The organism is Gemmiger sp. An120 (assembly GCF_002160955.1).
Taxonomy (GTDB): Bacteria; Bacillota; Clostridia; order Oscillospirales; family Ruminococcaceae; genus Gemmiger_A; species Gemmiger_A avium.
On record NZ_NFLN01000029.1, the window covers coordinates 1 to 26,920 of the forward strand.

Sequence of the window (26,920 nt, forward strand, 5' to 3'; positions counted from 1 at the left end):
GGTCTGGCCGCCGTCGTCAGGCTGGGCGGTTTCCGGGGCGGGGTCTCCGGCGGGCGAAGCCGTATCCTCGGCGGACACCTCCGCGGGGGCGTCCGCCTGCACGGGTTCCCCGGCCGGCAGAACCGGCTCTGCGGGCTGGGGTTCCGGCTGGGAAGGCTGGGCGCAGGACGCGCCGCAGCTGGGGCAGAACAGGCAGTTTTCCGGCAGGGGAGCGCCGCACTGCGGGCAATATTCAGTCATGATCTCATACCTCCTTGATATAGCCGCGGACCTGACGGTCCACCGGGGTGGACAGGATGATCTGGGTGCTGGTCTGGCCGTAGGTCTGCAGCTGGGTGATCAGGTGCTCCAGCGCGGACATATCCGGGCAGCATACCTTGACGATATAGCTGTGGCTGCCGGTTACATGGAAACATTTCTGCACCTGGGGTTCCTGTTGCAGGGCACTGGTCAGGGCGTCCCGCTGGGCGGGCAGGGTGGCCACGCTGATCAGGGCGTTGATCACATTTTTGTCCTGCGGGTTCATCACCACCGTGTACCGGGCAATGATCCCGTCCCGCTCCATTTTGCGGATACGGCTGCTCACCGCCGGGCTGGTCAGCGATACCTGATGGGCAATATCCTTTACCGGCATCCGGGCGTTTTCGCACAGCAGCGCCAGGATGCGACGGTCCAACTGATCCATACAAAACTCCTTTCAACAGGGGCGGAATTTTGTGCAAATCCTGCTTTAATAAAGGATTCTTTCACAAAAAGAACACAAAAGAAAGCCCGCCCCCGAAAAACATCCTCTGGGTTTATTATATGAACTTTTACCGGAAAAGTAAAGCAGAAAAAGAAAGCGGAACACCGCAAACCTGTTTGACATCGTAAGCGGTTTTGGTATAATCATAGTTGTCAATCAGATATTCCCATCTATATACTTTCCCACCCCTCTATGCAAAAAGGCCCGCCGACAGGCGGGCCTTTTTGCGTGCGTTTTCAGGGCGTAGAAAGGGCAGTGAAAAAATAAAAAGCGAGGTACAGGGGGTGCAGCCCTGTACCTCGTTTTTCGTCAGTTCAGCAGATACGGCTCATACCGGTGCAGCTCCTCGGTGGGGCACATGCCCTCCAGATACAGGCCGGTATCCCGGTATTCCTCGGCGGTCACGCTGCCCCGGGCCCGCAGGGCATCCGCCAGGCCCAGCTTGTTGTAGGGCAGCAGCAGCTTTACCGGGCGCACCCGGTCGCCCAGCGCCTTGTCCAGCGCTGCCAGCAGTTCGGGCAGGCCCTGGCCGGTGCGGGCGCTGGTCAGCAGAATATCCGGGTCAAAGGCCAGCGCCCCGGTCTTGTCGCACTTGTTGTACACGGTCAGCTGGGGGATCCCACCGCAGCCCAGGCCCGACAGCACCTCGTCGGTCACCGCCAGCTGGGTTTCCCGTTCCGGGTCGGCGGCGTCGGCCACCTTCACGATCACGTCGGAAAAAGCCGCTTCCTCCAGCGTGCTGCGGAAGGCCTCCACCAGCTTGTGGGGCAGGCGGCTCACAAACCCGACCGTGTCCACCAGGATGACCCCCAGCCCGCTGGGCAGGGTCAGCTTGCGGGCAGTGGGGTCCAGGGTGGCAAACAGCATGTCCGCCGCGGCGGCCTGCTCGCTGCCGCACAAGGCGTTCATCAGGCTGCTTTTGCCCACGTTGGTGTAGCCCACCAGGCTGATCACCGGCACCCCGCTTTTTTGCCGGGTGCGCCGGTTTTCGCCCCGGCGCTTTTCCATCTCTTTCAGCCGGATCTCCAGCGCCTGGATACGGCCGTGGATGTGCCGGCGGTCGTATTCCAGCTTGCTTTCGCCCGCGCCGCGCCGGGCGCCCGCGCCGCCGCCACCGCCGCCGCCCTGGCGGCTCAGCGACTGGCCCAGCCCCTGCAGCCGGGGCAGCCGGTAGCGCAGCAGGGCCAGTTCGGTCTGCAGCTTGCCCTCGTTGGTCACCGCCCGGCTGCGGAAAATCTCCAGAATGAGCATGGTGCGGTCGATGACCTCCACCTCCAGCAGCTCACTCAGATTGCGGATCTGGCTGCCGGTCAGCTCTCCGTCAAAGATCGCCTGCTCGGCCTGCAGGTTCTGGCAGTACAGCTTCGCCTCGGCCAGCTTGCCCTCGCCCAGTACGGTGCCCGGTTCGGGCGCGTCCTTTTTCTGAATCAGGCAGGCCACCGCCTCCCGGCCGCCTGCCTCGCACAATGCGCTCAGCTCGTCCATGCTGCGCTGCGCGTCAAAAAGGCCCTGGTCCAGCCCCAGCAAAATCACCCGCATCGGGGGCTGTGATTGCAGCAGTTCTTCCATGGCCTGCACCTCGCTTTTGTCGTTGTTTTTCGGGCTCTGTGCGCCCGGTACGCCCATTATAGCCGCCCCGGCCCGCGCTTGTCAAACAATGGGGGAAAAGATGCGGCAAGGCTATCCTTTCCCGGCCGCTTCATGGTATAATAAACCCAACAAATTTCCGGCGGCGGATATCCGCCGCCCGACAGGAGGTATCCTATGCGCCCCGATCTCCATTGGCTGGAAGATCCCACCGTCTGGCAGGTAAACCGGCTGGACGCTCACTCCGATCATATCTGGTACCACCAGGGCCAGGATCTGCGGCAGAGCCTGGACGGGCCCTGGCGCTTTGCCTGGAGCCCCCGCCCCGCCGACCGCCCGGAAGACTTCTGGCGGGAAGATTACGACCTGTCCAACTTCGGCATGATCCGGGTGCCGGGCCATATCGAACTGCAGGGCTACAGCCAGGTACATTATACCAATACCATCTATCCCTGGGACGGCGTGGCCGAGCTGCGTCCGCCCCGCATCGACTGGAACGACGACCCGGTGGGCAGCTACGTGCGGTACTTTGATCTGGACGAGCCGCTGCGGGGCAAGCGGGTTTGCATCTCGTTCCAGGGCGCGGAGCAGGCCATCTACGTCTGGCTCAACGGCCAGTTTGTGGGCTACGCGGAGGACAGCTTCACCCCCTCCGACTTTGACCTGACCCCCTATATCCGGGAGCGGGGCAACCGCCTGTGTGTGGAGGTATACAAGCGCAGCAGCGCCGCCTGGATCGAGGACCAGGATTTCTTCCGGTTCTCGGGGCTGTTCCGGTCGGTGTACCTGTACGCGAAACCGGCGCTGCATCTGGAAGATCTGTGGCTGCGCCCCACGCTGGAGGCGGACGGCACCGGCAGCCTGCGGATGCGGCTGAAGCTGAGCGCTGTGTGGCAGGGCCCGGTGACCGACCCCACCCAGTGCCGGGTGCAGTGCCGGGTGGATTCGCCCGAGGGACAGCCGCTGTTTGACGGTCCGCTGACCCTGACCCCCGGCGAGGACGGGGCTCTGGAGGCCGGCCCGCTGGCGCTGGGCCCGGTGCGGCCCTGGCGGCACGGCGATCCCTGCCTGTATCCGGTGACCCTGACCCTGTCCGACGCGGCCGGCAAAGAGCAGGAGACGGTGCCTGCCCGTACCGGCTTCCGGCGGTTTGGCATCGAGAACGGGGTCATGGTGCTGAACGGGGAACGGCTGATCCTGAAAGGCGTCAACCGGCATGAGTGGAGCGCCGAGAAGGGCCGCGCCATCAACGAGGAGGATATGCGCCGGGACCTGCGGGCGGTGCTGGACGCGGGCGTCAACGCGGTGCGCACCTGCCATTACCCCAACCAGAGCCTGTGGTACGAGCTGTGCGACGAGGCGGGCATCTACCTGATGGACGAAACCAACCTGGAGAGCCACGGTTCCTGGAATAAGCTGGGCCGTGTTGATCCGGAGTGGAATGTGCCGGGCTGCTTTCCGGAGTGGGAGGGCTGCGTGGTGGACCGGGCCCGCTCGATGTTTGAGCGGGACAAGAACCATCCCAGCATCCTGTTCTGGTCCTGCGGCAACGAGAGCTACGCGGGCACCTGCATCCGGGCTATGGCGGAGTTCTTCCGCAACCAGGACGACAGCCGTCTGGTACACTACGAAGGGGTGTTCCAGAACCGGGCGTTTGAGGATATCAGCGACATGGAAAGCCGGATGTACGCCACCCCGGAGGAGATCCGGGAGTATCTGAGCGGCCCCAATCCGAAACCCATGCTGCTGTGTGAGTACATGCACGATATGGGCAACTCGCTGGGCGGCATGGAGGAGTATATTCAGCTGCAGGATGAGTTTGCCCAGTATCAGGGCGGCTTTATCTGGGACTTCAAGGATCAGGCCCTCTGGCGCACCGACCCGCTGGGGCGGCGTGTGCTGGGCTACGGCGGCGATTTCGGCGACCGGCCCAGCGACTACAACTTCAGTGCCAACGGCATCCTGTTTGCGGACGGGCGGGAAAAGCCCGCCATGCAGGAGGTGCGCTACTGGTACGCGGACGAGGCAACGCGCCGGCAGCAGGACGAGGCCAACGCCCGGGCCCGGCAGCTGGCGGAAAAGGAACTGAATGAGGAGCGCAAGGCCGCCGCTATGAAAGCCGGCGCGGCCCCTGCGCTGCGCATCGCTCGGGGCGACGGCAACCTGGGCGTGTACGGCAAGGACTTCTCGGCGCTGTTCTCCTACCAGGAGGGCGGGCCGGTGAGCCTGCGGTACAAAGGGGTGGAATGGATGTTCCGGGCACCGCGCCCGGCGCTGTGGCGCGCCCCCACCGAGAACGATATCGGCTGCGGATTCCCGCAGAAGAGCGCCGTCTGGCGTGCGGCCGACCAGTATCTGCGCTGCAGCGGCTGGGAGATCCTGCACGCGGAGGCGGACGCGGCCACCATCCGGTACAAGTTCACCCTGCCGGCAGTGCCGCAGGCGGCGGCAGAGGTCTGCTACACGGTAAACCGGCTGGGCGAGATCCAGGTGCGGGCGGCCTTCCGCGGCGCGCCGGGCCTGCCGGAGCTGCCCTGCTTCGGCCTGCGGTTTGCCACCCCGGCCCCGGTGGACCGGGTGGACTGGCAGGGCCTGAGCGGCGAGACCTATCCCGACCGGTACAAGGGCGGGGTGTTCGGGCTGCACAGCGAGGTCCCGGCCCAGGCGGCGTACCTGGTGCCGCAGGAATACGGCTGCCACGTGGATACGGTGCGGGCGGTGCTGCACCGGCTGACCCCCGGCCTGGCCGATGCGGGCCGGCTGGAACTGGCCATGGAGCATGAGGCGTTCACCTTCTCGGCTGTGCCCCATACCCCCGGCCAGCTGGAAGAAGCCTGGCATCAGGAGGAACTGCCCCCCTCGGCCCGCACGGTGGTGTCGGTGTACGGCGCCATGCGCGGTGTGGGCGGCATCAATACCTGGGGCGCGGACGTGCAGCCGCCCTGGCGGATCAGCGCCGAGGGCGAGCAGGTACTGGCTTTCCGCCTCTGCCCCGGGCGGTAAAAATACGAAATAAGGCCGGTGCGTATCCAAGCGGATACGCACCGGCCTTTCTGTATTGTTGAATCACGCCGCCGCGCGGCGGGTGCGGTGAAACGCGCCTTTCCAGGTAGCGGGGTAGAACAGCAGCAGCACCGGGAACAGCTCCAGCCGCCCGGCCAGCATGTCAAAACACAGCACCGCCTTGGTAAAGGGGCTGAAATGCCCGAAGTTTCCGGTGGGCCCCACCAGTTCCAGGCCGGGGCCGATGTTGTTGAAGGTGGCGGCCACCGCCGTAAAGCTCGTTACCATATCCGCGCCGTCCAGGCTGATCAGCAGCACCGACAGGGTGAACACCAGCAAATAGCTTACCAGGAACACGTTCACCCCGCGCACCACCTCGTGGTTCAGGGGTTTGCCGTCCAGTTTCACCTTGCGCACGCTCTTGGGCATTACGTAGCTGTGCAGCTCCTTGAACATGGTCTTGCACAGGATGCTGATGCGGGACACCTTGATGCCGCCGCCGGTGCTGCCTGCGCAGGCGCCGATGAACATCAGAATCACCAGTACGCTGCGGGAGGTCTGCGGCCACTGGTTGAAATCCACCGTGGTAAATCCGGTGGTGGTGATGATCGATGCCACCTGAAACGCCGCGTCCCGCAGGGTTTTGCCAAAAGCCGCCCCGTCCGCGCACAGCTGGAACACGATCACCGAAATGGATGCCAGCACGATAATAAAGTACAGCCGTACCTCCTCCATGCCCAGCGCCACCGGCACAAACCACCAGCCTGCCGCCTCGCCGTAAACCAGCGCCACCAGGCAAGGCAGCGCCATGAACGCCCCCTCAATGCCCAGGGTCCAGCCCAGCACATGCCGGATCATCGCAAGATTCATCGCTGTGCCGCCCCCCTTATGCCAGGATCTCGGCCAGTTCCCGCAGGCCGGTATGGGTGGTCACCACGATGATCCGGTCCCCGGCGTGGATGCAGTCGTCGCCGCCGGGGATCAGGGTGCGCCCATTGCGGAACAGGCAGGCGATCAGCATATGATCCCGCAGCGCCAGTTCCCGCAGCGGGCCATGTCCGCCTCGATGATCCGCACCTGCACCCCCACCGCCAGCAGCCGCCGGGCCAGGTAATAGGCCGCCTTGCTGCCGCCGATCAGCAGCGCGTTGTGCGCCTGATGGGTCTCAAAGCCCATCCGGCCCAGAAACTGCTTGGAGTCCCGGGAGGGGCAGATAAAGGTCAGCGCGTCGCCGCTGGCCAGCTGGAACCCGCCGTCCGGAATGTATACCTGGCCGCTGCGCTCCACCGCGCAGACCAGCACCGGTCCGGCCAGTTCCTTGCCCAGCTGGCGCAGGTACCGTCCGTCCAGCTTGCTGCCCTGGGGAATGCGGATCCGCACCATCTCGGCATGGCCGCCGGCAAAGCTGGTCACGCTCAGCGCGGTGGGCAGGCAGAGCAGCCGGGCAATGGCCAGCGCGGCCTCCCGCTCCGGGTTGATCACCATGGCCAGACCCAGTTTCTCTTTCAGATAATCCGCGTCCTCGCTGTAATCCGGGGTGCGCACCCGGGCGATGGTGGCGCAGTTGCCGGCCTTTTTGGCCACCGTGCAGCACAGCAGGTTCAGCTCGTCCGAGGCGGTTACCGAAATCAGAATATCGGCTTCGTCGATGCCGGCCTCCTGCTGCACCCGGTAGCTGGCCCCGTTGCCCACCACACCGCTCACGTCGTACAGGTCGGTAACCGCGCTTACCGCCGCGGCCTGCCGGTCCACCACCGTAATATTGTGCCCCTCCTGGCTGAGCTTTTCCACCAGGGAAACGCCCACCTTGCCGCAGCCTACCAGGATGATGTTCAGCCCGTCCCGGGCCGCCCCGGCTTTCCGTCGCGCCATTGGCCGCATCCTCTCTTTCTGTCTGTAACGTGTTAATTTGACCGCATGAGCGGCACAGGCGCCGAAGCAGAAAGCCCCGGCGCCTGTTATCCATTTTATACCTTATATCTAAGTACCCGGCTCGTCAATGGGCCGGGCGGCCAAATCCGACAAAAAAGCCCCGCAGCACTGGCTGCGGGGCTTTCGGCTTTACTTGGAGAATACGTCCAGGCTGTCGCTCTTGCCCGGGTATACGCCCATGGGCTCGTAGTGGATGGTGCCCACGCTTACGATGTGGGTGCCGTTCTCGGCATTGAAGTCATCCAGATAGGGCTGATGCTGGAAGTAGTTGGCGTCGATGCTGCCGTCCTCCAGGCTGGTGTTGGGCATTACGTAGTCGTCAAACTCGGTGATGGTCAGCTCCACGTTGTGCTCGGCCAGGATGGGCTTCACATACTCCAGGATCTCCGCATGGGGGCTGGGGGACGCGCCCACATTCAGGCTCACCGGCTCGGCGATCTCGGGGATCTCCAGATCCTGGGCGCCCATGGGCATCACCACGCCGTTGTAGCTGTCGGCGATCCAGTTCTGCACCTCTTCGCTCATCAGCACCGCCAGCAGCGCCTGCACAGCGGGGTCATTCTCGTTGCCCTCCTTGACGCAGAGCACGTTGCCGTAGGTCTGGGCGGCCACGCTCTCGGCGTCCTCGGTCACCAGCACCTTGTCACCGATGCCCGCGCCGGAGGCGTAGTTGCCGTTGATCACCGCAAAGTCCAGGTCCGGCAGGCTGATGGGCAGGTTGGCGGCCTCCAGCGGCACGATCTCCACGTTGTAGGGATTCTCGGCGATGTCGTTCTCGGTGGCGGACAGGCCCGCGCCCTCGGTCAGGGTCAGGATGCCCAGATCCTGCAGCAGCATCAGCGCGCGGCCGCCGTTGGTGGCGTCGTTGGGAATACCGATCTTGTAACCGGCGGAATTGCCGCCGCAGGCGGCCAGGCTCAGCGCCAGTACCAGCACCAGCGCAAGGCTCAACAGTTTTTTCATAATAACACTCCTCTATCTCTCTCTTGGTTGGCGAAAGTGTGCGGGGCCGGGCGGCCGTCCCGTACCGGCACAGCTTTCGATATCGCCACCGCGGCCGGGCCGCGGTTTTGAGCAAACTCAGCGGCTGCGCTTGTCGGCGCGGCGGGCGATCAGGTTGAACACGCCCTGAATCAGGCAGACCAGCAGAATCAGCAGCACCACCGTCACATACATCAGGTCTTTCTGGTAGCGCTGGTAGCCGAAGCGGAAAGCGATGTTGCCAAGCCCGCCCGCGCCCACCGCGCCGGTGATGGCGGTGTAGCCCAGAATGGTGATGGTGCTGATGGACAACCCCCGCAGCAGGCTGGGCACGCTTTCCACCAGCAGCACCCTCGTCACGATCTGCCAGTTGGTGGCGCCCATGCAGCGGGCAGCCTCCACGGTGCCCCGGTCGATCTCTTCCAGGCTCTGCTCCACCATGCGGGCCACAAAGGGGGCCGCGGCGATGGTCAGGGGCACGCAGGCGGCGGTGGCCCCGATGGAGGTGCCGGCGATGAACCGGGTGAGGGGAATGATGAAGATCATCAGGATCATGAAGGGCAGGCTGCGCAGGATGTTCACCAGCCAGCCGAACACCGCGTTGAAGCGGGGGGCCTCGGCGATGCCGCCGGGCTTGGTGATGGTCAGCAGCACGCCCATGGGCAGGCCCAGAACATAGGCGAACAGGGTGGGCACCAGGGTCATGAACAAAGTCTCGCCCACGCCGCCCAGCAGCAGCAATCCGTATTCTTCGATAAACGCCTGCATGGCTCAGTCCTCCTTTTTGCCCAGCAGAAGCCGGGCGATGCTGCTTTGGGGATTCTCAAAGATGGCGGCGGTGTCGCCCTGCTCCACAAAGTGGCTCTCGTCGATAACCACCATCCGGTTGCAGATGCGCTGCACCACGCTCAGCTCGTGGGTGATGATCACGATGGTCACACCCAGCTTTTTGTTGATGTTCTGCAGCAGTTCCAGAACGCTCTGGGTGGTCAGCGGGTCCAGGGCGCTGGTGGGCTCGTCGCACAGCAGCACGCCGGGATTGCTGGCCAGCGCCCGGGCCAGCGCCACCCGCTGCTTCTGCCCGCCGGACAGCTGGCTGGGATAGCTCTGGGCCTTGTCGGCCAGGCCCACCAGTTCCAGCAGCTCGGTCACCCGGGCGGCCACGGCGGCCTTGTCGTATTTGTCCAGCTTCAAGGGAAACGCCACGTTCTCGGCCACGGTCTTCTGCATCAACAGGTTGTAGCCCTGGAACACTACCCCCATCCGGCGGCGGGCGGTGCGCAGTTCCTCGCCCCGCAGCGCGGACAGGTCCTTGCCGTCCAGCAGGATGCGGCCCTCGGTGGGCGTTTCCAGCAGGCACAGGCAGCGCAGCAGGGTGCTTTTGCCCGCGCCGCTCATGCCGATAATGCCGAAGATATCCCCGTCCCGGATGGTGGCGGACACGTCCTCCAGCGCCACTACCCGGCCGTTTTTGTCCTGAAACACCTTGCTCAGATGTTCGATCTCGATCATGGTACTGCTCCTCCCGCGCCGTAAAACGGCAATAAAAAAATCCCCGTCCCTGTAAACGAATACAAGGACGAGGATAGAAAAACCCCGTGGTACCACCCTGGTTCACCGCCCCCTCGCGGGGAAAACGGCCTTGGCAGCTGCGCCGGAAATGTACCGGTTACAGCCTGGCGCGATAACGGGCGCACCCGTCGCAAGCTTGAGACTCCTGCCTTTCGCCCGCGCGGCTCCGGAACCATCTTCTGCTTCCTGTACCCTGCCCGTTTCCACCCGCCGGGCTCTCTGTAAAGGCCAATGCCGAAAGCGTACTCTTTCCTTCTCTGCCGATTTGGAATATGCCATTATGATAGCCTCGCGGGCGGCGGTTGTCAAGCCCTTTTTGCGCAAAAGGGCGAAAAACCGCGCTGTGAAGCCAAAAAACGCCCCCGCACAGGGCAGGGGCGCAAACAAAATTTACTTGTTTTCTTCCCAGATGGGGTGTTTCAGCACCCAGCGGCCGTAGGCGTCCTTTTCGAACAGGTCCCGGTTGTAGAACTTGTCCAGGATGGCCCAGAACTCGGACTCGGAGTAGCCGCAGAACTCGCAGAAATCCCGCACGCACAAGGGGTCCAGCGCACCGTCCCGCTCCTTGATCACAGGGATGGCTTCTTCCCGGGTCATCATGCCGTAGCGGATGTACCGGGCGGTGTAGTCGGTGGCGGCGGCGTGGCCGAACTTGGGATACTTCAGCCAGCTGTGCACCAGGTAGGCCCGGCTGTCGATCTGGTCAAAGTTTTCGGCGTGGTGGGTGCGGTCCCACTCGTGGGTCAGGTCGTGGAAGCCGCGGCTCTTGGCCAGCTGGTAGTTCTTGTAGCTGTTCCAGGGCAGGAAGTAGCTCAGATAGAACGGGTCCAGACGGGCCAGCTCTTCGGCGGTGGGGGCCTTGGTCAGGGCCAGGTCGTTCTCGCTTACGCCGTAGCTCAGCAGCTCCTCGGTGGGGAAGCCCACGGCCACACCGTTTTCGATCTGATCCCGGGCGGAGTAGGTCTCCTCATCGGCGTTGCCGCCGTACTCAAAGCTGACGTTCTCCCCGTAGCAGAGCAGCGGGGTGTTGAACTTGAGCGCCATGTGCAGGGGGAAGGTGTAGATCAGCCGGTCCACATACCAGGTGGGCTTGCCGTACTTCTCAAAGAAGGCGCGCATCAGGGTCTTCTGGGCCTTGATGTTGGGCTTGCAGCTGATGATGGTGCAGCCGAACGCCTCGGAGATGTTCTTCAGGTTGTGCTTGCCCGCCTCGGTCATGGGGAAGTTGTCCTCCACGCTGAAGAGGATCGGGTTCATCTTCATGACCTCTTTCAGGATATACACCTGGAAGTGGCTGTCCTTGCCGCCGCTTACCGCCACGGCGCAGTCGTAGCCGCCGGGGCCGTTGCAGCCGCGGTACTTGTCGCACAGGGCTTCAAATTCTTTCCAGCGGGCGTCCCAGTCTACCTTGGAACGGCTCTCGTAATGGCGGCAGGCGCTGCACACGCCCTCTTCGTCAAAGGTGATGCCGGGCCGGGTGTCCGGCATGGTGCACTTCTTGCAGTATTTCATTCCGCAGATTTCCCTCCTTGCAGCGGCGCGCGGGCCGCGTTGTCATTGGTATTATACCATGGTGTGATGCGTTCTTCCAGCGTTTTGCAAAAAAGCGGAACTGTCAGACAAACTGCCGCCGCCCGGCCATCCACAAAAAGATGCCCAGCGAAACCGCCTGGGCGCCCAGGCCCGCCATGGTGGCCAAAGCGGTGCCCCACAGCCCCAGGGCGGGGATCAGCAGCGGGCTGGCGATCAGCGCCGCCGCCAGGCCGATCAGGTTGCCGGCGATCAGGGCCCCCATGGCCCGGGCAATGGTGAGCAGGTTGCACAGCACGGTAGAGGCCACCGTGAGCACAGCGCAGATCACCAGCGGCTGCAAAAGGCCGGTATATTGCAGGATCTCCGGGGTGCTGGGATACAGCAGGTTCAGCCCCCAGCGGCCCAGCAGGGCCACCCCGGCGGCGCCCGCGGCCCACAGCGCCGCCAGCGCCAGTGTGCCCAGGCGCAGCGCCTTGCGCCAGCCCGCGGCGTCCCGGTCGTTCCACAGCCGGGCAAAGGTGGTGATGAAGGGCACAAACAGATACACCGCCGCCACCTGTAAGAGCATCACCGGCAGGAATACATTGGCAAAATAGTTCAGCGCCACGCTGCCCAGAATGCGCTCGCAGAAGTACCGGGGCACCGAACCGATGCTGGTGTTGATGCTGGCATACACCGCCAGCGGCAGGCACTGCCAGAGCAGCGACGCCACGCTGCCGCCCTCCCGGCTTTTCAGGTCCGCCCGGCGGCGGGCCAGCGGGATATCCACCGCCAGCACATACCCGGCGTTGAGCACCAGCAGCACCGCCAGGGTGATAATGAGGTCATGGGTCAGCAGCAGCCCCGCCACCACCGTGCCGGCGGTAAGCAGGCCCCGCACCCCGAAGCTGATGCCCACAATGTCCATCCGCTCGGCCTTTTGCAGGTAGGCGTGCCACACGTCGGACCAGCTTTCCACCAGCCGGTACCCGGCATACAGGAAGATGACCCACCGCTGCTGGGCGGAATAGGTGTTCACAAAGGCAAAGGCCATGCAGCCTGTCCAGGCCAGCGCCACCGTCAGGTAGCGGCTGAGCAGATAGGTGCGGTCGGCGTACTGGCCGCGCAGATCGCTTACCTGGAAGGTGCGCATGCCGAAGCTGGCGGCGCTCAGGGCCACGTTGGCGATGGTCATGGCGGTGGCCAGCAGGCCGTTGGCCTCCACCCCCGCCAGCGCGGTGACCAGCAGGTTCATCACCGCCTGGCACACATAGAACAGCAGGCTGCCCGCCGTGTTGAAAACAAGGTTTCTTTGAAGCTGACTGTTCATCCCGTCACCTCACAAAGGGGCGGATGCGGTCTTCCATCGCCCGGATCTGATTTTTGGGGATGTAGGCCTTTTCCACATAGTCGTAGATGCGCTGGGCAAAATCCGCCAGCCCCTTGTGGAAGAAGAACACCTTTTGGGGCGGCAGACGCAGCGCAAACAGGATGTGCACCCCCCACAGCGCAAAGAATTTCAGCCAGTTGAAATGGGGGGTAAAGCCCTCGCCCATGGGATGATCCCGGGGCGGCTCTTTGTATACCTGTTCCAGCAGATCGGCCATCCGCTTGTAGGCGGGGGTGGCGCTGGGGTCAAAGTACCCCTCGATGATTTCCCGGGCAATGGGGAAAGGCGGGTCTTCCTCCCCCATGGCGGCACAGAAGCCCTCGTAATCGGTGATATACTTCGCCCCCGCGTAGATCACCGGGTCGTACTCGTGCTCGATGGGCACCGGGCGCAGGATGTGGCAGCTCTTGCCCGCCATGTACACCTCCGCGATGGCGGTGCTCATCCAGATGCTGATGGAGTCCGCCGCCACGATCCACTGCTTTACGCTGTCCGCGAAGATCACATGGAAGTTGGGCCGCCGGGCGGCCAGTTCGGCCAGGGCCGGGCTGTTCCACTCGCTGGGATGCCGCCGGTAGACCAGCTCCACCTCCGGGTGGTCGGCCAGATACCGGTCAAACCAGTCCAGCGTCTGGGCCATGCTCACCCGGTTGGTGGCGGCAAAGCCGGTGAAGTCGGTGCCCGCCATCTCGCTCAGTTCTCTGACCTCCTGCTCGGTCATGCTGGCATAGCCGAAGCTGGAGATATACAGATGCAGCTGTTTGTTCGGGTCCAGGCCGTGCTCGGCGCACAGCTGGGCCTTGCTTTTGAAATAGCCGTCAAATTCCGGGCGCAGAAAATCCATCATCACCGCGCCGGTCACCGGGGTGTTTTTCGGCTCCATGCCGTGGGCAATCAGCCGGTCGGCGGTGCGGCGGCCCCAGCAGGTCTGCACGCACTTTTTGGCGTTGCCGTTCATGTTGAACCAGTCGCCCTCTTCCTGGGTGTCGCTGAGCATCTGCTCCCAGTGCAGGTTCACGATCCGGTCGCACCGGCCGATGTTGTTGTACACGTGGCTGTTGATGGCCTCGTTGTCGTACATGCAGCTGCTCACCAGCACCCGGGGCTTGTTCCAGGTGAACAGGCTGGGCTTTTTCCGGTCCAGCAGCTGGCGGATGGCCACCTTGTAGCCCCGCCGTTCCAGTTCCAGTTTGAGCAGCAGGTCGCTCTCGTATTCCCGCACCGTGTGCTCGTACAAAATCAGAAAATCCAGCGCCATGCGCCGCGCCTCCTTTTATCCGTTGCCGCCCAGCGCGGCGTTTGCGTCCGCCAGCAGGGTGGCGGTGTATTGGGGCAGGCCGTACACCGTGTCGATGTGGAACCCGTCAAAGAACTGGTCCTCCCGCAGGCCGTGCCCGCCGCCCAGCTCGTAGTCCAGCACCGGCGTACCGGTGGCCCGCAGCTCGTCCAGCACCGCGGCGAATTCTTCCCCGATGCCCAGCGGTTCCAGCACACAGTCGGTGATGCTCTCCTCCACCGGCGGGGCCACGAACACCAGTTCCACCCCGTTTTCCTTACACCAGGCGGCCACCTCTTTCAGCCGTTCCAGCTGCTCGGTGTTGACCTCCCACTGCCGCAATTCGATATTGGCCGGGTCGGTCATATAGGCCACCGCCTCGGCCGGGTCCGCGGGCATATCCGCCCCGCTCGTCACCACCCCGTAGATGGTGGCGGCGTAGTCGATCAGCTGCCGCCGGTAGGGCAGGGGATTGCCGCCTTCGTCCTGATAGTCCGCCGGGGTGTAGGTAGCGGTCTCGGTGTCACCGGCCACCGGGGCGGCGCCGGTCAGGGTGTTTTTCAGGTTGGCCAGCATCTCCAGGTTGTAGCTCAGGTTCAGCATATAGGCCAGCGGGTTTTCCGCCACCGTGCGGATGTTGCCCGCCCGGTCCTTGTCGTAGTACCGGTTCATGGTGTAGAAGCTGACTTCCAGATACACCCGCTCCAGGTTGGGGTTCTCCTCGGCGGCAAACCAGAACAGGTCGATCATCTCCTGTTCGCTGGCGCCGCCGAAAGCCAGGTTGGAGCAGGGGGTGCCCAGGATCTCCCCGGCCAGTTCCATATCCAGGTGGGCCATCCGGGAATCCCCCAGAAAGATCACGTTTTCCGGCTGCTGCAGATAGCTGCGCACCCGGTAGATGGGCTGGTTGGTGTCGGTGGCGCCGGCGCGCAGGCCAAAGTAGTTGTAAGGCTCAAAGGCTACGAACAGCGCCAGGTACAGCGCCACCGGCAGCAGAAACAGGCACAGCCTGCCAAGCAGTTTTCTCATGCCGCGCCCTCCTTAAAATCCGCCGTAGGCAAAGCTGGCGCTGCCCACGAGATAGCCGTTCTGCATAAGAAAGGCCGCAAAGATAAACGCCAGGAACAGGTAGTACAGCACCCAGCGGCGCGCCGTGCCCAGCCGGGCAAAGGCGATCTCCGCTCCGCCGCCGGCAAGGCCCCGCACACGCCAGGCGTCCCAGGCGGTCAGCAGACATACCGCCAGCACGCAGAATGCCCCGTACCCCAGCATGAGCAGGGGGGTGGCGTCAAAGCCCGCCGCCACTGCCGCGCGGCACTGGGCGATCACATCGCCGCCCGCAAACTGGGCGGTGAGTACATAAAAGGCGTCGGCCAGGTTTTCACAGCGGAAGAACACCCAGCAGACGTTCACATACACAAAGGTCAGCGCCACATGCAGCCAGCGCACCGGCCCGGTGGTACGGCGGCGGCCCAGCCCGGTGAGCACCTCAAACACACGGCCCACCCCGTGCAGCAGGCCCCAGAACAGAAAGCTCAGGCCCACGCCGTGCCACAGCCCGCTGACGACGAACACCGCCAGCACGTTCAGCACCCGGCGCACCGCGCCCTTGCGGCTGCCGCCCAGCGGGATGTAGATGTAGTCTTTCAGCCAGCTGGACAGGCTGATGTGCCAGCGGTCCCAGAATTCGCCCAGGCCCGCGGCGCAGTAGGGAACCCGGAAGTTCTCCGGCAGGCGCAGCCCCAGGATCAGGGCGCTGCCCCGGGCAATGTCCGAATAGCCGGAAAAATCCGCGTACAGATACACCCCGTACCCCAGCGCCGCCAGGGTCAGGGTCAGGCCGGAATAGGCGGGCAGGTTGCCGTAAACGGTGTCCACAAACTTGAACAGCATGTCCGCCACGGCGATTTTCTTGAAGTAGCCCACCAGCATCACCTGCAGGCCGTTCACCACCCGGCCCTCCTCAAAGCGGGCGGGGGCGTGCAGCTGGGGCAGAATGTCGCCCGCCCGGCAGATGGGCCCGGCGGTCACGGTGGCAAACAGACTGGTAAAAGCCAGCAGGTAGAGAAAATTGCCCTCGGCGGGGATTTTCTTGCGGTACACATCCACCAGATAGCTCACGGCAGTAAAGGTGTAGTAGCTGATGCCCAGCGGCATCAGCAGCCAGCCGCCGGCGGAAACCGGCATCCCCAGCGCCGCCAGACCGTCGGCCAGGGCGGGGAAGAACCGGTTATATTTAAAAAAGCAGAGCAGCGCCACACAGGCCAGCAGAGTACCGGCCAGCCAGGCGCGGGGATGCCGCCCCCGCTGGATGCCCAGGCCGCCCGCCCAGGCCAGCAGCGCGGCCAGCACCAGGAACACCGCCAGGCCCGGCGTGCCGCCAAAGGCGTAGAACACCCCGTTGGCCGCCAGCAGTACCCAGATGCGGGCAGGCCGGGGCGCCGCCAGCCAGGCCAGCGCCGCCAGGGGCAGAAATACCAGATAGGGCAGGGTATTGAAACTCATGGACAAAACCGCTCCTGTATCCGTGATAGCCGGGATTCCGGCAAAAAAGCTCATACATATTCATTATAGTGTGCCCCGCCGCCTTTGTAAAGAAAAGCCGCGCCCCGGTAAAGGGGCGCGGCAAAAGGAAAAACAAAGGTCAGGCGCGGTCGCCGATGGGCACATACTCCCGGCGGGGCAGCACCGACACGTAGGCGGGGCGGATGATCTTGCCCATGTTGATCAGCTCTTCCAGCCGGTGGGCGCTCCAGCCGGCCACACGGGCCACCGCGAACATGGGGGTGTACAGCTCGGTGGGCAGGCCCAGCATATGATACACAAAGCCGCTGTAGAAGTCCACGTTGGCGGAAACGCCCTTGTAGATCTTGCGCTCCTGGGCGATGACCTCCGGGGCCAGCCGCTCCACCGCGGCGTACAGGCCGTATTCCTTCTCCATGCCCTTTTCGGCGCAGAGCTTGTGCACAAAGCCTTTCAGCAGGGTGGCACGGGGGTCGCTGATGGAGTAGACCGCGTGGCCCATGCCGTAGATCAGGCCGCTCTTGTCGAAGCGCTCCTTGTGCAGCAGGCCGGTCAGATAGTCCCGGATGGCGTCCTCGTCGGCCCAGTCGGGCAGGGACTGCTTCATATCCTCGAACATCTGCATAACCTTGATGTTGGCGCCGCCGTGGCGGGGGCCCTTCAGGCTGGCCAGGGCCGCGGCCATGCAGCTGTAGGTGTCGGTGCCGGAGCTGGTGACCACATGGGTGGTAAAGGTGGAGTTGTTGCCGCCGCCGTGCTCCGCGTGCAGTACCAGGCACAGGTCCAGGATGTGGGCTTCCAGCGGGGTATAGGAGGAATCCGGCCGCAGCAGGGTCAGGATGTTCTCCGCGGTGGACAGATCCGGCCGGGGCGCGTGGATGTACAGGCTGTTGCCCTCTTTGTAGGAGTACGCCTGGTACCCGTACACCGACAGCAGCGGGAAGATGGCCAGCAGGTCGATACACTGGCGCACCACGTTGGGCAGGCTGATGTCGTCCGGGTTGTCGTCGTAGCTGGCCATGGTCAGCACGCTGCGGGCCAGGGTGTTCATCATGTCCTGGCTGGGGGCTTTCAGGATCACGTCCCGCACAAAGTTGGAGGGCAGGGTGCGGTAAAACGCCAGCTGCCGGTTGAAGTCTGCCAGCTGTTCGGCGGTGGGCAGCTGCCCGAACATCAGCAGATAGGCGGTCTCCTCAAAGCCGAACCGGCCGCTGTCGATAAAGCCGTGCACGATGTCCTCGATGGCATAGCCTCGGTAGAACAGTTTGCCCGGCACCGGCACCGACTCGCCATTGATCTTTTCCTTGGCGTGAACCTCGCTGATCTCGGTCAGGCCGGCCACCACGCCGTTGCCGTTCAGATCACGCAGGCCGCGCTTTACGTCGTAGCGCACATAATCCTGGGGATCAATGGTATTGTTCGCCCGGCACAGGCTGGCCAGCTGTTCCAGTTCGGGCGTTACCTTGGAATATTCAGATACGGCGGTCATAAGACGCACTCCCTCCTTCTGCTTACTGTATAATGCTTAATATGATTAACGATTTTTATTATAGCAGAAACCGGGCCCGCAAATAAGTACAAATTGTAACTTTTCTGTCATGTTAAAGTGCCGCAAAAATTTTTTCAAGAAATTTCGAAAAAGGGGTTGCATTTTCTGGATATGCTTGTTATAATAATCAAGCACTCGTTGAGAGCGGCGAACATGTGGGAGTGTTCCCGAGCGGCCAATGGGGGCAGACTGTAAATCTGTTGCATAATTGCTTCGGTGGTTCGAATCCACCCGCTCCCACCAAAACGAAAAACCCGCCGAAGATCGGCGGGTTTTTTGTTTTGTGGTTTGAGAGGGTGAGATGAGAACAGCCCGTCCCGCCCTCCGGCGGGGAAAAACAGTCCGGCGGACTGTTTTTCAGGGCGCGGCTTGCGAATCCACCCGCTCCCACCATCTGGGGTAGACACTTTAGATGTCTACCCCATTTTTATCAGTATTCATGCGGGTTTGCGGGTTTTTTAGAGCGCAAAATCCAAAGTGATTTTCCATAGATGCCTTTTCCCAAAAATAGCAAAACAAAGACTTTTATGAGCATAAGCGGAGTTTTCACCTGATTTTTCAGGCTGGGAACTCCGCTTTTTTGCGTTTACCACTCTTTTTTTCCGTTGTCGGAACTGTAAAAGTTTTCGGCAGATATATAGATAGATTGACGGAAGCCCCAAATGGGTCAATTTCAAGCCCTCAAAATACAAGGAGAAAACCACTATCGTATATACCAGCGTTATCCCCGTTCACCGCCTTGATAACGCCATCGACTATGCTCTCGATGAGAAAAAATCTTCCCGTGCCGAAAACAGAGAATCGTTGGAAGGGGAGATCGATAAGGCTCTCAATAAAGACCAGTCAGAACAGGATCTGTTCCAGTCAGCTATCGGCTGTACCATAGACTCCGCCTTTGAGGATATGTGTCAGATTAAAAAGATATGGCATAAGGAAAAAGGTGTACAGGGATTCCATCTGGTGCAGAGTTTTGCTCCCGGAGAAATCTCCCCGGAACTGGCGCATCAAATCGGAGCAGAATTTGCGGATCGGCTGTTCGGCGGAAAATTTCAGGCGGTGGTCAGTACCCATCTCAACACCAAATGCATCCACAACTTGAATGCATTTCGCCAGCGAGTGGTTTCTTTATATGGAAGAAAATAAAAATGTGTTGACTTATCTTGATGTATCCAGTATACTACTTTCTGTTGGAATAAGTGGTGGAGTCTGTCATAGAGAGCAATAGCGTCTCTATTTATTCCAAGTAAGCGCCTTTTATATCATGATTTGGTTTAGCAAATGTTGGTTGTTAAAGGGACAGACCCTCAATTTGAGAGTCTGTCCCTTTTTGCTGTTGCTTAAACAACCACTGGCTCAGCCAGTGGATAAAGAGCTTATAGCTATGGACAAAAAAGAACTCCCCAATAGAGTAAAGGAAAAGGTCTGCCAACCTAACCAAAACTATCGAGGAGGTCTTCGCATGAAAGACATAAACAGTTTAGAGCATACGAAATGGAGATGTCAATATCGTATTGTATTTGCAGCACCTAAATATCGTAGGCAAGCAATCTATAAAGAGTTGCGAGCAGATATCGGAGCTATCCTAAGAAAGCTGTGTGAGCAAAAAGGAGTAGAGATCATAGAGGTAAATGCGTGTTGTGACCATATTCATATGTTGCTGAGTATACCACCCCAGTATAGTGTTTCGCAGATTGTAGGATTTTTGAAAGGAAAAAGTAGTCTGATGATTTTCGATCGACACGCAAACCTGAAATATAAGTATGGGAATCGACACTTTTGGGCCAGAGGATATTATGTAGATACAGTAGGGCGAAATAAAAAGCAGAAATCAGCGGCAAGAAGATCATTTGGCAGACCATAGGGCTAATCAAGTCTCCGGCTTAGCCGGAGGTTTTGACTACCAGATTATATTAAGGAGAGAATATATGGATATATCGTTTTCAGCTTTTATAGAGGGAATTGCATCAAGCCCGATTCTTTGCATCACAGTGCTGCTTACCTTGGGCGTTATTTTTGTGAATGGGTGGACAGACGCCCCCAATGCCATCGCCACCTGTGTGACAACACGCTGTATGGACGTTCGGAACGCTATACTTATGAGCGCCGCCTTTAATTTTTTTGGGGTGCTGGTTATGACCCAAATCAACAGTTCTGTGGCTTCTACTATCAGCAATATGGTGGATTTCGGCGGCAATGCCCATGAAGCGCTGATTGCCTTGTGTGCGGCGTTGCTCTCTATTGTGGTGTATAGCGTGGGTGCGTCGTATTTTGGGATTCCCACCAGTGAGAGCCACAGCCTGATTGCGGGACTTACCGGCGCTGCGATTGCCATCCAGAACGGTACAGCTGGCATCAATATGGCAGAATGGGCAAAGGTGATTTACGGTCTTGTTCTGAGCCTTGTCCTTGGCTTTGTATCCGGTTGGGTTATATGCAAGATTGTAGCGGTGATTTGCGGGTCCATGAACCGCAGAAAAACAAACTGCTTTTTCAGCGGCGCTCAGGTTTTTGGTGCAGCCGCTATGAGTTTCATGCATGGTGCGCAGGATGGGCAGAAGTTTATCGGTGTTTTATTTCTGGGGCTTGCTTTTTCCAATGGACAGGAGGACGTCAGTGGAATTACGATACCGGTTTGGCTGATGTTGCTTTGTAGCGTTATTATGGCCGCTGGCACCAGCGTCGGAGGAGAGAAGATTATAAAGTCCGTTGGTATGGATATGGTAAAACTGAAAAAATATCAAGGCTTTTCCGCAGACCTTGCGGCAACGGCCTGCCTTTTGATTTCCAGCCTGTTCGGCATACCAGTTTCCACTACCCATACCAAGACAAGCGCCATCATGGGGGTGGGGGCTGTAAAGCGGCTTTCTGCAATTAACCTGGGGGTTGTAAAGGAAATGGTGCTGACATGGATTTTTACATTCCCAGGCTGTGGACTGATCAGCTTCGCAATGGCGAAATTGTTCATTGCGATATTTTAAGTAAATACATAGGCATATCAAAAAGTATGAGGTGGCAAATATGTCAAAAAAACAGGACGCATTTTATTTTCAAAATTTTATGGAATGTGCAGATCATTCGCGGCAGGCCGTCAAACTTCTGAAGGAAATAATGATACACTTTGATTTAGAGAGTTTACCGGTGTATCTTGATGAAATGCACAAAATAGAGCATGAGGCGGATCTGAAAAAGCACGATCTCCTGAACACTCTGGCAAAGGCTTTTATCACGCCGATTGAACAGGAAGATATCCTGCAAATCAGCCAGAATTTGGACGATCTTACAGACAAAATTGAAGATGTTCTAATTCGTATTTACTACAACCATATTACAGAAATTCGGCCAGACGCTCTGGAATTGGTTGATATACTTATCCGCTGTTGCGAAGAGGTCTGCAATCTGATGCGGGAATTCCCAGAATTTAAGCGTTCTAAGCGTCTTCATGAGCATATTGTCTGTATCAACAGCTTGGAGGAAGAGGTAGACAGAATGTTTATAGACTGTATGCGCGAGCTTCATAGCATATGTAAGGATCCCTTCAATGTGATTGCATGGCGTGAGATTTATCTTTATCTTGAAAAATGTGCGGATACCTGTGAACATATCGCTGATATTGTAGAAAGTGCAATCATGAAGAACAGTTGACATCAGAAGACAGAACATGAAACCAGCATTCCTCGGTACAATTAAAAAGAATCTTTTCGGAATTATTACAGCTGTGCTTTCAGCAGGCGTTTTGTTGGGATTCCTGTTTTCCGCAGATGGAATCGCATCGTTAGCCCGAATATCGCAAAATATGAGATATGAATGGTTGCTGGTTGCTTTGGCCGTGGCTGTAGCAGCATGGTTTTTGGAAGGAATCGCTCTGAATATATTTTGCAAGGTGATTTATCAGCAATGGAAATTTCGATACTCCTTTTGTATCGGGATGGAGGGAATATTATACAGCGCTCTCACTCCCTTTTCCACAGGCGGGCAGCCAATGCAGATTTATTCTATGCGCCGGTTGGGTATGGATACGGGAGCAGCCAGTTCCATTATCGCAATGAAAACAGTGGTGTATCAGATAATTCTGGTGCTGTATTCGTTGGTTATGGTTGTGTGGATGCTTCCTTTCTTTCAGACCAATGTGAGCAATTTCTCTTTTTAACAGTGGTAGGGCTGCTGTGCAACAGTACATTCATTATTCTGATTATTTATTTTGTGTCAGCAAGCGAGCAACAGATAAAATACTGAGAAAAGGAATTTGGATTTTTCATAAGCTCCATCTATGCAAACATCCGGAAGAGCGCTATGAAAAAATCAAACAGGAATTAGCGGTATTTCACGAGAGTTCCAACCTATTCGGGAAGACCTGGAAGCCCTACTTGACGACCTGCATCTTAACTATTGTGCAAATTGCCTGCACTTGTTCCATTCCGTATTTTATTTATCGAAGTTTTGGCTTTTTAGAGCAGCCAATTAACGTCATTATGGCAGCGCAGGCATACGTGTCCATGGTTAGTGCCTTTGTCCCGCTTCCAGGCGCCTCCGGCGGAGCAGAGGGAAGTTTCGTTCTGTTTTTCCGCTCTTTTTTTTCGGAAGGGACAATTATCCCCGCCATGGTTGTTTGGAGAACCATGTCCTACTATCTGAATTTCCCCATAGGATGTATCTGTACATATATTGCCGACCGGTTGCCTAAGCTGTCGTTCGGGTCAGAGAAAATGAAAGAGTGCGCATAAACCATAGAAAATAGAGCTTTACGAAAGGAATGACAAAGCTGGATCTCTGATTGCCAGCCAAAAGAATGAAACACTTTATCTTCCAAATAAAAAAACAGCCGCCAGGCAGGCTAATTGTAATAGGGTTTGCTCTGGTCATACTATTCGGAACAGGATTGTTGCTTCTGCCCGTCTCTGTAAAGGACGGAGCGCGTGTCAGCTTTATTGACGCCTTGTTTACCTCAACGAGCGCCGTCTGCGTAACTGGTTTGATTGCGATTGACGTGGCGGATCATTTTACAACTTTCGGGCAAACAGTTGTAGCCGCCCTGATACAGATCGGCGGTTTGGGTGTTACCTCAATTGGAGTGGGCTTGATTATCGCAGCACGAAAAAAAATTGGAATCAAGGGCCGTGTCTTGGTGAAAGAAGCCTTTAATGTAGACGGCTTCAAGGGCATGGTTCGTCTAGTAAAAGCAGTCTTGCTCATGACATTGTGCTTTGAACTGGTGGGGATAGGGCTAAGCTTCATTGTATTCGTCCAGGACTATCCTCCCTTAAAGGCGCTTGGAATCAGCGCGTTTCATTCTATCGCCGCTTTCAACAACTCAGGCTTCGATATCTTGGGCGGTTTGAGAAACCTCATTCCGTATCAATCAAATGTCCTGCTGAACCTTACAACCTGCGGTTTAATCATCTTTGGCGGTTTAGGCTTCCTCGTCATACTGGACATTTTGAAAAAACGCTCTTTCCGAAAGCTAAGTTTGCATTCCAAGGTAGTTATTACCACAACGGTTGCCTTGCTCGTAATTGGCACCCTGCTTCTAAAAGCAACGGAAAATATTTCGTGGCTAGGAGCGTTTTTCCAAAGTGTATCTGCCCGGACGGCAGGATTTTCAACTTATGCGATTGGCGAATTTTCAAACGCTGGGTTGTTTACATTGATTATCCTGATGTTTATCGGAGCTTCTCCGGGGTCTACGGGCGGTGGTATCAAAACTAGTACCTTCTTTGTTTTAATGCAGCAGGTAAGAAGCCTGTTTACCAAAAAGCATATTGGCGCTTTTCGCCGAAGCATCCCTTCGGAAGCTCTCTCAAAAGCCTGCACGATTTCGCTTCTCTCCGTACTGCTGGTATGCGCAGGCACCTTTCTGCTCTGCATCACAGAGCCGGAGTGCAGCTTTGTGCATCTGCTTTTTGAGGAAGTGTCCGCGTTTGGCACAGTAGGGCTTTCCACGGGGATTACGCCGGATCTTTGTGAAGGCAGCAAACTGATTCTTATTTTTACAATGTTTGCAGGACGAGTTGGTACTTTTACGCTGCTATCAATATGGATAGATCGTCCATCGCCCAGCGTGCATTACACAGAAGAATCGATTACGATTGGTTAATAGAGAAAGGAATTTGGAAATGAGAAAAAGAGATAACTCTGCTTCTTTTGGAATTATAGGCCTTGGCCGGTTTGGAATGGCGCTAACCGAGTGCCTTTCCAAAGCAGAAAAAGAAGTGATTGCGATTGACAAGGATGAATCCCGCGTGAGAGAAGCGCGGCGCTTTACCGAAATGGCGCTGGTAATTGAATCCCTGGACCAGGAAGCGTTAGAGGAAACTGGAATTCAGAATTGTGATACGGTAGTGGTTTGTATTGGCGAGCAGATAGATGTTAGCATTTTAACAACTATAACCGTGCTGAATATGGGGATTCCTCATGTTATATCTAAAGCGACCAGCTTTATGCATGGTGAGGCTTTGAAACGTCTGGGAGCTACGGTGGTTTTCCCAGAACGGGATATGGCGGTACGGCTTGGAAAAGGATTGACTTACAACAGCTTTCTTGATTCTGTAACTTTGGAAGGGGACGTAGAGGTCCGGAGAATTAAGGTTACAGAAAAACTGTTTGGTATCAGTATACGGGAAGCAGATACCCGTCAAAAATATGGTTTAAATATTATTGCGATTGAGCATTGTCAGTATACTGACGTGGATTTTTCTTCCGATTATTGTTTCCAGGATGGAGACGTTATTTGTGTGATTGGGCAAACCGGAAATATAGAACGGTTTGAGGGTGATATCCAATGAGTGTTGCAGAACCAAGACAAAACGCACTTCCTCAAAAATATATTTCAACCTTGTGGAAAGGCGCAGTCATAGGAGGGACTATGCTGGTTCCAGGCGTCAGCGGCGGTTCCATAGCTATGATTCTGGGAATCTATCAGGAACTTATTTCAGCAGTCAGTTCCTTCAGAAAACAAAAGAAATCCAACTTCCTCTTTCTTACTGTATTTTGTATCAGCGCAGTATTTGGTATGCTGGTGATTGCTACGCCCATTTCTAATTTGATTGACACATTCCCAAAACCCACAATGTACTTTTTCATCGGAGCGGTTGCTGGGGGAATCCCGCTGATTTTTCGAGAAGCAAAAGCTACTGCCTTTTCATGGAAATTTCCGGTGTATATCCTCCTTGGCGGGATTATTGTTTCGGCAATATCTTTGTTTCCGGTCAATATGGCCGGCATGCAGGAAGGAGAGGAAATACAGAATTTCCTATTCCTTTTTGCCGCAGGGGCAATTGCGGCGGTCGCACTGATTCTTCCCGGTATCAGTGTTTCTTATCTTCTTTTGCTGCTGGGTCTTTATGACAAAACCATGCAGGCAATTAGCGGATTGCAATTCTCATTTCTGATTCCTTTGTTATTAGGAGGAGTTATTGGAATTATCCTGACTACAAAACTATTGGAAAAGATAATGACGCATTTTCCCCAGCCCACTTATCTGATTATTTTAGGTTTTATTCTGGGCTCTGTTATAAGTATTTTTCCCGGTTTTCCCAGCTTCAGCGAACTTGCAATCTGCACAGTTACATTTTCAGTGGGATTTATCTCTATCTATTTGATTTCACGCAGGCAGTCAGACGCGGTGTGACCCCCACAAAGTGTATCTGCTTTTGAATTATAATAATCCTGCAGGCTGTGCCGGAAGGCCAGAAAAACGCCTTTCTGGTACAGCTGATTCTGGAAAATGCCCAGCGAGAAGAACTGGAAACAATTCTGCGCCGGGTGCTGCGGGAAGAACTCAAAACTGTACCTTCCCAGCCAGTACCGCAGCAGAAAGAAGCCATTCCGCAGGAGATGATGGGCTTCCTTGGTTCCCTGTTAGGAGAAGAATAACCCCCACATAGCCTTTATTGGTTGTGACGTTTGTCGGGCCTGCTTTGACTGAAAGGTTGTTGGTCTTGGTAATAGCTTTATCCGGCGGGTTGCAGTATGCTTGAGCAATGAAATGTTTCTAAGCATGATGAGTGCATTTGCACCTGCTGAGCATGCTGATCGCGTCGCTGTTCCGGGATTTGGGCTTTGAAAAGATCATTCCGGACACCAATCTGAAAAACGAACGGGCGCAGCATGTGTATGAGCAGCTGGGATTTACAAAGCTGCGTGTCAACGAAAACGCCTGGAAGGATCAGCTGGGGGAGTGGCAGTCCTCCGTTGACTACGAGCTGTATCCGGAGAATTTTATCAGTTTTGCGGAATAATTCCGGAACGCAGAATTTCGGACTTCCGGTATACATATTCGCTCCGTCGGGCGGGCATACTGAGCCCAAACCCGAAAGGAGCGAAACGGTTATGACCTGGACACAAAAAGAGAAAAATTTTTTGAAAGATCTGCAGAGTGAGGAAAAACTCTGCGCCGAAAAGTACCACAAAGCGGCCGAGGCGGCCTGCGACGGTACCCTGAAGCAGATTCTGCAGAAGATCGAGAAGGCGGAGCAGGGACACTGTGATACCGTGACCGGTATGCTGGCGGGCACCATGCCCGCGCCCCAGAGCCAGGGCAAGGCCCAGGCGGGGCGGGCCCGTTCGGCCAAGTCACTGAAAGCCAAGACCACCCGCGCCCAGAAACAGAGCGATGCCTATCTGCTGGCGGATCTGCTGGCCACCGAGAAGTATGTGGCCGGGGTGTACAACACGGCGGTGTTTGAGTTCAACGACCCCGCCGCCCGGCAGGTGCTGGCGGGCATCCAGCAGGCCGAGCAGAACCACGGCCGGGAACTGGCCGAGTATATGCAGGCCAACGGCATGTCCTGCTGACACAAAACAGAACGGAGCGGCGCCCCCCCCGGGGCGCCCCGCCCGTTTTGTATGCCCGGA

The 26,920-nt window shown here is 57.9% G+C and carries 27 protein-coding genes, 1 tRNA gene and 1 pseudogene; 14 read left to right on the plus strand and 15 right to left on the minus strand.

What is annotated here, in order from left to right; genetic code table 11:
- The 3 genes from B5E65_RS14840 to hflX all read right to left on the minus strand — a co-directional run.
- Positions 1-240 (minus strand): zinc-ribbon domain-containing protein (locus B5E65_RS14840; protein WP_143403042.1); only part of this gene is annotated, 240 nt, incomplete at its 3' end.
- A gap of 4 nt (positions 241-244) precedes the next feature.
- On the minus strand, positions 245-685 hold the full coding sequence (locus B5E65_RS14845; protein WP_087172545.1) for an Lrp/AsnC family transcriptional regulator: 441 nt from the start codon (positions 683-685) through the stop codon (positions 245-247).
- A 369-nt stretch (positions 686-1,054) separates the two neighbouring features.
- Positions 1,055-2,371: a GTPase HflX gene (gene hflX / locus B5E65_RS14850; protein WP_207754143.1), complete on the minus strand. Its 1,317-nt coding sequence runs from the start codon at positions 2,369-2,371 to the stop codon at positions 1,055-1,057.
- A 138-nt stretch (positions 2,372-2,509) separates the two neighbouring features.
- Between hflX and B5E65_RS14855 the strand changes: the two genes are divergently transcribed.
- Positions 2,510-5,335 carry a glycoside hydrolase family 2 TIM barrel-domain containing protein gene (locus B5E65_RS14855; protein WP_087172546.1) on the plus strand — a complete coding sequence of 942 codons (2,826 nt, stop codon included), beginning with the start codon at positions 2,510-2,512 and terminating at the stop codon, positions 5,333-5,335.
- A gap of 63 nt (positions 5,336-5,398) precedes the next feature.
- Here the strand turns inward: B5E65_RS14855 and B5E65_RS14860 are convergent, their stop codons facing one another.
- The 12 genes from B5E65_RS14860 to B5E65_RS14910 all read right to left on the minus strand — a co-directional run bounded on the left by B5E65_RS14860 (position 5,399) and on the right by B5E65_RS14910 (position 18,010).
- Positions 5,399-6,205 carry a TrkH family potassium uptake protein gene (locus tag B5E65_RS14860; protein WP_087172547.1) on the minus strand — a complete coding sequence of 269 codons (807 nt, stop codon included), beginning with the start codon at positions 6,203-6,205 and terminating at the stop codon, positions 5,399-5,401.
- Between the two features lie 16 nt (positions 6,206-6,221).
- Positions 6,222-6,356, minus strand: a complete 135-nt coding sequence (locus tag B5E65_RS16620; protein ID WP_242957575.1) for a TrkA C-terminal domain-containing protein — start codon at positions 6,354-6,356, stop codon at positions 6,222-6,224.
- Positions 6,350-7,207 carry an NAD-binding protein gene (locus B5E65_RS14865; RefSeq protein WP_242957576.1) on the minus strand — a complete coding sequence of 286 codons (858 nt, stop codon included), beginning with the start codon at positions 7,205-7,207 and terminating at the stop codon, positions 6,350-6,352. Before B5E65_RS14865 ends, B5E65_RS16620 begins: the two co-directional genes overlap by 7 nt.
- Positions 7,208-7,396: 189 nt before the next feature.
- Positions 7,397-8,230 carry a MetQ/NlpA family ABC transporter substrate-binding protein gene (locus tag B5E65_RS14870; RefSeq protein ID WP_087172548.1) on the minus strand — a complete coding sequence of 278 codons (834 nt, stop codon included), beginning with the start codon at positions 8,228-8,230 and terminating at the stop codon, positions 7,397-7,399.
- Between the two features lie 117 nt (positions 8,231-8,347).
- Positions 8,348-9,016: a methionine ABC transporter permease gene (locus B5E65_RS14875; RefSeq protein ID WP_087172549.1), complete on the minus strand. Its 669-nt coding sequence runs from the start codon at positions 9,014-9,016 to the stop codon at positions 8,348-8,350.
- Positions 9,017-9,019: 3 nt separating this feature from the next.
- Complete coding sequence (locus B5E65_RS14880) at positions 9,020-9,760, minus strand: methionine ABC transporter ATP-binding protein (protein ID WP_087172550.1); 741 nt, start codon at positions 9,758-9,760, stop codon at positions 9,020-9,022.
- A gap of 450 nt (positions 9,761-10,210) precedes the next feature.
- Positions 10,211-11,332 carry an N-acetyl sugar amidotransferase gene (locus B5E65_RS14885; protein ID WP_087172551.1) on the minus strand — a complete coding sequence of 374 codons (1,122 nt, stop codon included), beginning with the start codon at positions 11,330-11,332 and terminating at the stop codon, positions 10,211-10,213.
- Positions 11,333-11,435: 103 nt separating this feature from the next.
- The gene (locus tag B5E65_RS14890; RefSeq protein ID WP_087172552.1) at positions 11,436-12,662 is read right to left on the minus strand and encodes a lipopolysaccharide biosynthesis protein; all 1,227 of its coding nucleotides are present in this window, start codon (positions 12,660-12,662) and stop codon (positions 11,436-11,438) included.
- Between the two features lie 4 nt (positions 12,663-12,666).
- A complete protein-coding gene (locus tag B5E65_RS14895) occupies positions 12,667-13,980 on the minus strand; it encodes a surface carbohydrate biosynthesis protein (RefSeq protein WP_087172553.1) in 1,314 nt (437 codons plus the stop codon).
- Between the two features lie 15 nt (positions 13,981-13,995).
- Complete coding sequence (locus B5E65_RS14900; RefSeq protein ID WP_087172554.1) at positions 13,996-15,027, minus strand: hypothetical protein; 1,032 nt, start codon at positions 15,025-15,027, stop codon at positions 13,996-13,998.
- A 12-nt stretch (positions 15,028-15,039) separates the two neighbouring features.
- Complete coding sequence (locus B5E65_RS14905; RefSeq protein WP_087172555.1) at positions 15,040-16,503, minus strand: MBOAT family O-acyltransferase; 1,464 nt, start codon at positions 16,501-16,503, stop codon at positions 15,040-15,042.
- A 139-nt stretch (positions 16,504-16,642) separates the two neighbouring features.
- Positions 16,643-18,010, minus strand: coding sequence for a citrate/2-methylcitrate synthase (locus B5E65_RS14910; protein ID WP_087172556.1), 1,368 nt, complete (start codon positions 18,008-18,010; stop codon positions 16,643-16,645).
- Between the two features lie 217 nt (positions 18,011-18,227).
- On the opposite strand from B5E65_RS14910, the gene B5E65_RS14915 reads away from it, so the two are divergent.
- The 13 genes and pseudogenes from B5E65_RS14915 to B5E65_RS14975 all read left to right on the plus strand — a co-directional run bounded on the left by B5E65_RS14915 (position 18,228) and on the right by B5E65_RS14975 (position 26,860).
- Positions 18,228-18,313, plus strand: a tRNA-Tyr gene (locus B5E65_RS14915).
- Between the two features lie 561 nt (positions 18,314-18,874).
- Complete coding sequence (locus B5E65_RS14920; RefSeq protein WP_481810362.1) at positions 18,875-19,213, plus strand: relaxase/mobilization nuclease domain-containing protein; 339 nt, start codon at positions 18,875-18,877, stop codon at positions 19,211-19,213.
- 316 nt (positions 19,214-19,529) lie between these two features.
- Positions 19,530-19,892 (plus strand): annotated as a pseudogene (tnpA, locus tag B5E65_RS14925) (IS200/IS605 family transposase); the annotation flags it as partial.
- A 103-nt stretch (positions 19,893-19,995) separates the two neighbouring features.
- A complete protein-coding gene (locus tag B5E65_RS14930) occupies positions 19,996-21,048 on the plus strand; it encodes an inorganic phosphate transporter (RefSeq protein WP_087172559.1) in 1,053 nt (350 codons plus the stop codon).
- A 40-nt stretch (positions 21,049-21,088) separates the two neighbouring features.
- Positions 21,089-21,712, plus strand: coding sequence for a DUF47 domain-containing protein (locus B5E65_RS14935; protein WP_087172560.1), 624 nt, complete (start codon positions 21,089-21,091; stop codon positions 21,710-21,712).
- Between the two features lie 16 nt (positions 21,713-21,728).
- Positions 21,729-22,217, plus strand: a complete 489-nt coding sequence (locus tag B5E65_RS14940) for a lysylphosphatidylglycerol synthase domain-containing protein (protein ID WP_087172561.1) — start codon at positions 21,729-21,731, stop codon at positions 22,215-22,217.
- A gap of 16 nt (positions 22,218-22,233) precedes the next feature.
- Entirely contained in the window at positions 22,234-22,791 is a 558-nt protein-coding gene (locus B5E65_RS14945; protein ID WP_158098609.1) for a lysylphosphatidylglycerol synthase transmembrane domain-containing protein, read from the plus strand.
- Between the two features lie 65 nt (positions 22,792-22,856).
- The gene (locus tag B5E65_RS14950; RefSeq protein WP_087172569.1) at positions 22,857-24,161 is read left to right on the plus strand and encodes a TrkH family potassium uptake protein; all 1,305 of its coding nucleotides are present in this window, start codon (positions 22,857-22,859) and stop codon (positions 24,159-24,161) included.
- Between the two features lie 19 nt (positions 24,162-24,180).
- Positions 24,181-24,849 carry a potassium channel family protein gene (locus B5E65_RS14955; protein WP_087172563.1) on the plus strand — a complete coding sequence of 223 codons (669 nt, stop codon included), beginning with the start codon at positions 24,181-24,183 and terminating at the stop codon, positions 24,847-24,849.
- The gene (locus B5E65_RS14960; RefSeq protein ID WP_087172564.1) at positions 24,846-25,694 is read left to right on the plus strand and encodes a DUF368 domain-containing protein; all 849 of its coding nucleotides are present in this window, start codon (positions 24,846-24,848) and stop codon (positions 25,692-25,694) included. Before B5E65_RS14955 ends, B5E65_RS14960 begins: the two co-directional genes overlap by 4 nt.
- Positions 25,695-25,741: 47 nt before the next feature.
- Positions 25,742-25,939 (plus strand): hypothetical protein, encoded by a 198-nt coding sequence (locus B5E65_RS14965; protein WP_087172565.1) that lies wholly within the window; start codon positions 25,742-25,744, stop codon positions 25,937-25,939.
- 137 nt (positions 25,940-26,076) lie between these two features.
- A complete protein-coding gene (locus B5E65_RS16280) occupies positions 26,077-26,304 on the plus strand; it encodes a GNAT family N-acetyltransferase (protein ID WP_087172566.1) in 228 nt (75 codons plus the stop codon).
- A 91-nt stretch (positions 26,305-26,395) separates the two neighbouring features.
- Positions 26,396-26,860, plus strand: coding sequence for a spore coat protein (locus B5E65_RS14975; RefSeq protein WP_087172567.1), 465 nt, complete (start codon positions 26,396-26,398; stop codon positions 26,858-26,860).
- The last annotated feature ends 60 nt before the right edge of the window (positions 26,861-26,920 follow it).

Excerpts from the sequence above, each read along its gene's own strand:
- B5E65_RS14845 (WP_087172545.1), bottom strand. The coding sequence starts at position 685 with ATGGATCAGTTGGACCGTCGCATCCTGGCGCTGCTGTGCGAAAACGCC.
- hflX (WP_207754143.1), bottom strand. The coding sequence starts at position 2,371 with ATGGGCGTACCGGGCGCACAGAGCCCGAAAAACAACGACAAAAGCGAG.
- B5E65_RS14855 (WP_087172546.1), top strand. The coding sequence starts at position 2,510 with ATGCGCCCCGATCTCCATTGGCTGGAAGATCCCACCGTCTGGCAGGTA.
- B5E65_RS14860 (WP_087172547.1), bottom strand. The coding sequence starts at position 6,205 with ATGAATCTTGCGATGATCCGGCATGTGCTGGGCTGGACCCTGGGCATT.
- B5E65_RS16620 (WP_242957575.1), bottom strand. The coding sequence starts at position 6,356 with ATGCTGATCGCCTGCCTGTTCCGCAATGGGCGCACCCTGATCCCCGGC.
- B5E65_RS14865 (WP_242957576.1), bottom strand. The coding sequence starts at position 7,207 with ATGGCGCGACGGAAAGCCGGGGCGGCCCGGGACGGGCTGAACATCATC.
- B5E65_RS14870 (WP_087172548.1), bottom strand. The coding sequence starts at position 8,230 with ATGAAAAAACTGTTGAGCCTTGCGCTGGTGCTGGTACTGGCGCTGAGC.
- B5E65_RS14875 (WP_087172549.1), bottom strand. The coding sequence starts at position 9,016 with ATGCAGGCGTTTATCGAAGAATACGGATTGCTGCTGCTGGGCGGCGTG.
- B5E65_RS14880 (WP_087172550.1), bottom strand. The coding sequence starts at position 9,760 with ATGATCGAGATCGAACATCTGAGCAAGGTGTTTCAGGACAAAAACGGC.
- B5E65_RS14885 (WP_087172551.1), bottom strand. The coding sequence starts at position 11,332 with ATGAAATACTGCAAGAAGTGCACCATGCCGGACACCCGGCCCGGCATC.
- B5E65_RS14890 (WP_087172552.1), bottom strand. The coding sequence starts at position 12,662 with ATGAACAGTCAGCTTCAAAGAAACCTTGTTTTCAACACGGCGGGCAGC.
- B5E65_RS14895 (WP_087172553.1), bottom strand. The coding sequence starts at position 13,980 with ATGGCGCTGGATTTTCTGATTTTGTACGAGCACACGGTGCGGGAATAC.
- B5E65_RS14900 (WP_087172554.1), bottom strand. The coding sequence starts at position 15,027 with ATGAGAAAACTGCTTGGCAGGCTGTGCCTGTTTCTGCTGCCGGTGGCG.
- B5E65_RS14905 (WP_087172555.1), bottom strand. The coding sequence starts at position 16,503 with ATGAGTTTCAATACCCTGCCCTATCTGGTATTTCTGCCCCTGGCGGCG.
- B5E65_RS14910 (WP_087172556.1), bottom strand. The coding sequence starts at position 18,010 with ATGACCGCCGTATCTGAATATTCCAAGGTAACGCCCGAACTGGAACAG.
- B5E65_RS14930 (WP_087172559.1), top strand. The coding sequence starts at position 19,996 with ATGGATATATCGTTTTCAGCTTTTATAGAGGGAATTGCATCAAGCCCG.
- B5E65_RS14935 (WP_087172560.1), top strand. The coding sequence starts at position 21,089 with ATGTCAAAAAAACAGGACGCATTTTATTTTCAAAATTTTATGGAATGT.
- B5E65_RS14940 (WP_087172561.1), top strand. The coding sequence starts at position 21,729 with ATGAAACCAGCATTCCTCGGTACAATTAAAAAGAATCTTTTCGGAATT.
- B5E65_RS14950 (WP_087172569.1), top strand. The coding sequence starts at position 22,857 with ATGAAACACTTTATCTTCCAAATAAAAAAACAGCCGCCAGGCAGGCTA.
- B5E65_RS14955 (WP_087172563.1), top strand. The coding sequence starts at position 24,181 with ATGAGAAAAAGAGATAACTCTGCTTCTTTTGGAATTATAGGCCTTGGC.
- B5E65_RS14960 (WP_087172564.1), top strand. The coding sequence starts at position 24,846 with ATGAGTGTTGCAGAACCAAGACAAAACGCACTTCCTCAAAAATATATT.
- B5E65_RS14975 (WP_087172567.1), top strand. The coding sequence starts at position 26,396 with ATGACCTGGACACAAAAAGAGAAAAATTTTTTGAAAGATCTGCAGAGT.